Source organism: Microbacterium sp. NPDC003461, assembly GCF_053588335.1.
The window spans coordinates 1-4,652 of sequence record NZ_JBSFPT010000055.1; the positions used below are offsets into that span (position 1 = coordinate 1).

Annotated in this window: 3 protein-coding genes; 1 reads left to right on the forward strand and 2 read right to left on the reverse strand. The window is 65.9% G+C overall.

Going from position 1 to position 4,652, the window contains the following annotated elements:
- Positions 1–724 precede the first annotated feature (724 nt).
- Complete coding sequence (locus ACWDR7_RS12965; RefSeq protein WP_449855309.1) at positions 725–2,755, reverse strand: heavy metal translocating P-type ATPase; 2,031 nt, start codon at positions 2,753–2,755, stop codon at positions 725–727.
- A 79-nt stretch (positions 2,756–2,834) separates the two neighbouring features.
- On the opposite strand from ACWDR7_RS12965, the gene ACWDR7_RS12970 reads away from it, so the two are divergent.
- Complete coding sequence (locus ACWDR7_RS12970; protein ID WP_179430620.1) at positions 2,835–3,164, forward strand: ArsR/SmtB family transcription factor; 330 nt, start codon at positions 2,835–2,837, stop codon at positions 3,162–3,164.
- A 94-nt stretch (positions 3,165–3,258) separates the two neighbouring features.
- Here ACWDR7_RS12970 and ACWDR7_RS12975 read toward each other — a convergent pair.
- Positions 3,259–4,493, reverse strand: a protein-coding gene (locus ACWDR7_RS12975; RefSeq protein WP_369814516.1) for an IS3 family transposase whose coding sequence is annotated in 2 segments (ribosomal slippage) — positions 3,259–4,184 and positions 4,184–4,493 — 1,236 coding nt in all. Because the reading frame shifts where the segments join, the coding sequence is not laid out codon by codon here.
- Positions 4,494–4,652 lie beyond the last annotated feature (159 nt).

Here is a 4,652-nt window from a genome sequence, read left to right on the forward strand (position 1 = left end):
ACCCCCGCCGAGACCCGGGCCGCCTACTACGCCCAGACCGCAACCGCGGCCTGAAATCCACAAAGAGATCGTCTACGAAGCTTGACACAGCCCAGTCGGCCTCGGGATCTTCCTGCCCCTGTTCGGCCTGTCCCTGCTCGTCATCCTTGCGCTCGACCAGCTGCTGATCCGCCGCATGCCCCGGATGAAGAAGTTCTTCGGCAGCGTCTGAGTTATGGAGAGGCGGCCGCGGACACTCGCGAGCAGTCCCCACGGTGCTGATACAGATACGGCGCGCCAGAGCGAGGACCTCATCGGTGCCCACGACGAGCAACCCGGGGCAGTTCTCTACTACCGCGCAACGGCGGGAAGTGAGACTGCGTGATGTCAATGACGGACGGTGCGTCTTCTGTTGAGCAGCCCTGTTGCGGCGGTGAGAGCACGAGCGCGTAACTCTTGACCGGTTGCGAGTGAGCCACGGTGGTCTACTTCGAACCTCCTCGCCAGCGCCTACGCACCCACGCGCCGACCTTTCGAAACCGGTATGTCACATCGGCCCACTCCTCGGCGAGAGAAGGTGATTCTTCCTCTTCCTGTCGTTGGGGAGCTCCCATTGCGATGAGAAAGATGATCACCAAGAGAGCAGTGGGCAACGCCAGCGCTCCCATCCACCATCCGACCTCCATGAGCATTCCGTCAGCTACTCGACCCGACATCGACCGCGTCAGAACTACTCCCACGAGGATCAACGCGAGGGGCGGTCTTCGTGGTCGATACCGGCGTGCTCCTTCCCACGCTCGAAACCGAGGAGTCGAAGCGCGTTGGCCACGACGACGAGCGTCGAGCCCTCGTGGATGAGCACCACTGCACCGATGTTCAGACCGATGAAGGTCGCGATCACCAGGAGGACGACGATCGCGAGACTCGCTATGAGGTTCTGGCGGATGATCCGGCTGGTCGCGCGGCTCAGACGCACGGCGAACGGGACACGCCCCAGATCGTCGCTCATAAGAGCGATGTCACAGGTCTCCAGCGCGACGGTGGAACCGGCGGCCCCCATCGCGATGCCGATGTCCGCACGGGCCATCGCGGGGGCGTCGTTCACACCGTCGCCGACCATCGCTATGGGGCGATGCGTCTCGGCGAGATGCCTGATGTGCGCGACCTTATCCTCCGGCAGCAGATCACCGATGGAGGTGTCGATGCCGACCTCGCGGCCGACGGCATCCGCGACGCGCTGGTTATCGCCGGATATCATCACGAGCTGGCCGACGTTCGTACTGCGCAAGACGCGGAGTACCTGCGCGGACTCGGCGCGAGAGGTGTCCATCACGCCGACGACCCCCAGGAACCGGTCACCGCGCCGGACGATCATCAACGTCTGGCCGGAATCGCGAGCCTCCGTGTAAGCGTCCTCGACTGACGAGGGAAGGGTGAGACCCTGTTCGTCGAACATCCGCAGGTTGCCGACCTCGACGACCTCTCCCTCGACCGCGGCGCGTACACCGCGACCGACGACGGCGTTGAGATCCGATGCCTCGACACGCTCCGCCGCGGACACCTGACCCGCGAGGTCGCGGACGATCGCTGCGGCGAGTGGGTGATCGCTGAGAGACTCCACGGCGACCAGTGTTGGGACGAGGAGGCTTCCGTCCACGCCGTCCACGGGAGTGACCGACGTTACCTGCGGGTTGCCCCAGGTGAGGGTGCCGGTCTTATCGAAGGCCATCGCCCTGACCCGCCCCAGGGTCTCCAGCGGAGCGCCGCCCTTGACCAGCACGCCGGCGCGCGCCGCTCGGGCGACTCCAGCGAGAACGGCCGCCGGCGTCGCGATGGCCAGTGCGCACGGGCTCGCGGCGACGAGGACGGTCATCGCGAGGTAGAAGGCATCCGTGAACGGCTGCGAGAGTATGGACATCGCGATCAGCAGGGTTGCGGCCACGGCGAGGATCACCGCGGGCACGTACCACCGCTGGAAACGGTTGATGAACTGTTGCGTCGGTGACGCGGACTGATCGGCTGTGCGAACCAGCTCGACGACCTTGCTCAACGTCGAGTCCGCGGCCGTCGCCGACACTACGACCTCGAGAACGCCGGAGCCGTTCACTGTACCGGCGAACACGCGATTCGCAGCCGGAAGGGTATCGACGGTGCGTATCGCCCGCTCGCGATCGGCGACCGGCTCCTTCTCGACGGGCATCGACTCACCGGTGACCGCCGACTGGTCGACGGCCGAGATCCCAGTGATCACGAACCCGTCCGACGGGATCCTCGAGTTCGGGCGGACCACCACGACATCACCCACCACGATCTGCTCCACCGGGACCTCGACGGGATCGTCGTCCCTGCGGCGTACCAGGGCGGTCCGTGGTGCGAGTTCGGCCAGCGCTTCAATCGACTTGCTGGCGCGGCTCATCGCGTACTCCTCGAGGGCGTGGCCGAGGCTGAAGAGGAACAGCAGCACCGCGCCCTCCGCCCACTTCCCGATCAGGGCGGCGCCGATTGCGGCGACGATCATGAGGAAGTCGACCTCGAACTTGCCCCGCAATGTCGACGTGACCGCCGTGCGGACAGTGAAGAAGCCACCGAAGATGTAGGTGGCGATGAACAGGATCAAGGGCAGGCCCATGAGCGGCAGGCCGACCGCATACTCTGCGATCATCCCCGCGGCGTAGGTGATGCCCGCCACAACGGCGAACCACAACTCCCATCGAGCGGAGCCGTGCGCGTGCTCCTCCATGGCGGAGGGCGAGTTCGTGGCAGTCGGGGTGGTCATGCCTCGACAATACATCACAAGAACATGATATTGTGATGTATGTGAATGATAATCGTGCTCATGAGGGAGGAAGTCAACTATGACCGATTCGGTGGAATCGGCGTCTGCTCCGCTGTCAGCGGGGGATGCCGAGCGGCTAGCTGAGATCATGCGGGCTCTGGCATCACCGGTCCGACTGCGCATCCTGAGCGTGTTGCGCATCCGCCCCAGCACGGTGACCGACCTCGGCATGCAGCTCGGCACCGGACAGACGACGCTCTCAAACCACCTACGACTTCTCCGGAATCTCAGCGTGGTCCGCGGAGATCGTGACGGACGGCACGTTCACTACGCGCTGTTCGACGACCATGTCGCAGATCTCTTCGACGAGGCCATGGGACACCTCCGGCACCTTCCGAGTAATCGTTGACCACTTGACATTAGCCGAACAGCGCGCCGGGCCATTGGGCAACTGTGACAATCCTGGGCCTTGACCCCGGATCGTGGACACGGTGTCATTTCGGTTATGCCGCTTCCGTGAGGATAGCGAAGGTGGCGGTCTCGTAGGCGTTCGGGGTGATGTTGCCGATCGCGGAGTGGCGCCTGCGGGTGTTGTAGCGGTTCGCCCACCGGAACACGGCCCGGTAGGCCGTGGGCGCGTTCGGGAACGCGGGTCGGCCTTCGAGCAGTTCGCGCTTGAGGGCCGCGTTGAAGCTCTCGGCGAGGGCGTTGTCGGCCGACGAGCCGATCGCTCCCATCGACTGGATCACCCCGAACCGCTCGCAGAGGCCGGTGTAGGACTTCGAGGTGTAGACCGAGCCGTGGTCGCTGTGGAACACGGCCCCGGCGAGGGAGCCGCGCTCGCGCCATGCAGCCTTCAGCGCGTCTTCGACGAGCTCGGTGCGCATGTGGCTGGCCATCGCCCAGCCGGCGAGCTTCCGTGACCCGAGGTCGATGCAGGACGCGAGGTACAGGTTCGTGCCGTCCTCGATGGGCAGGTAGGTGATGTCGCCGACGTAACGGCGGCCCGGCTCCCCGGTGGAGAAGTCGCGGCCGATCAGGTCCGGGAAGCGCCGCCCCGACTGGTCCGGAATCGTGGTCTTCACCCGCTTGCGCAGCCGGATCCCGGCCAGGCCGTGCTGACGCATCACGCGGGCCACGCGCTTGTGGTTGACCCGCTCACTCTCGGCAACGCCCTCGTTGAGGTCGGCGGTGATCCGCGGTGCACCCAAGGCGCGGTCCCCGCCCTGCTGCGGGTCCTGCAGCGCCCGGATCCGGCCAGCGAGGGCCGCATCTGCCGACTGCCTCGCGGCACGTCCGGGGGCGGCGGACAGCCACGCGTAGAACGACGACCTCGCGATCTCGATGACCTCACACAACCGCTTCACGCCGTAGGCGTCCTTGTGATCCTCGACGAACTGGAAGCGGTTCACCAGCTCGTCTCCCCGGCGAAATACTTCGCCGCCTGACGGAGGATGTCCCGCTCCTCCGCAAGCTTGGCCTGCTCAACCCGGAGCGCCTGGTTCTCAGCCTCCAGCCGCGCGATCCTCGCCGCCTGCGACTCCGCCCGCACCGCCGCCGGAGCGACCGGGCTTCCGGTCGTCGTGGTCCCGGAGCCGAGCTTGTCGACCCACTCCTTCAACGCGCCGCGGGACACGCCGAGATCCGCCGCGATCCCCTTGAGCGTCGCCCCGGGCGTGGACTCGTACAAGTCCACCGCTCGGCGACGGAACTCGTCCGTGTAGTTCTTCCTGGCCATCCTTGGATTCTCGCTCCCCCCAGCATCGTGCTGGAATCAGCGTGTCCAAGATCAAGGGTCAAGCCCCGCTTGAGCAGATCGGGGCGGGTCACCACGTCGTCGGCGGGGATCGTGGTGCGCTTCTTGGAGCGGGGCTGGATCCCGAAGATCCCCGCCTCC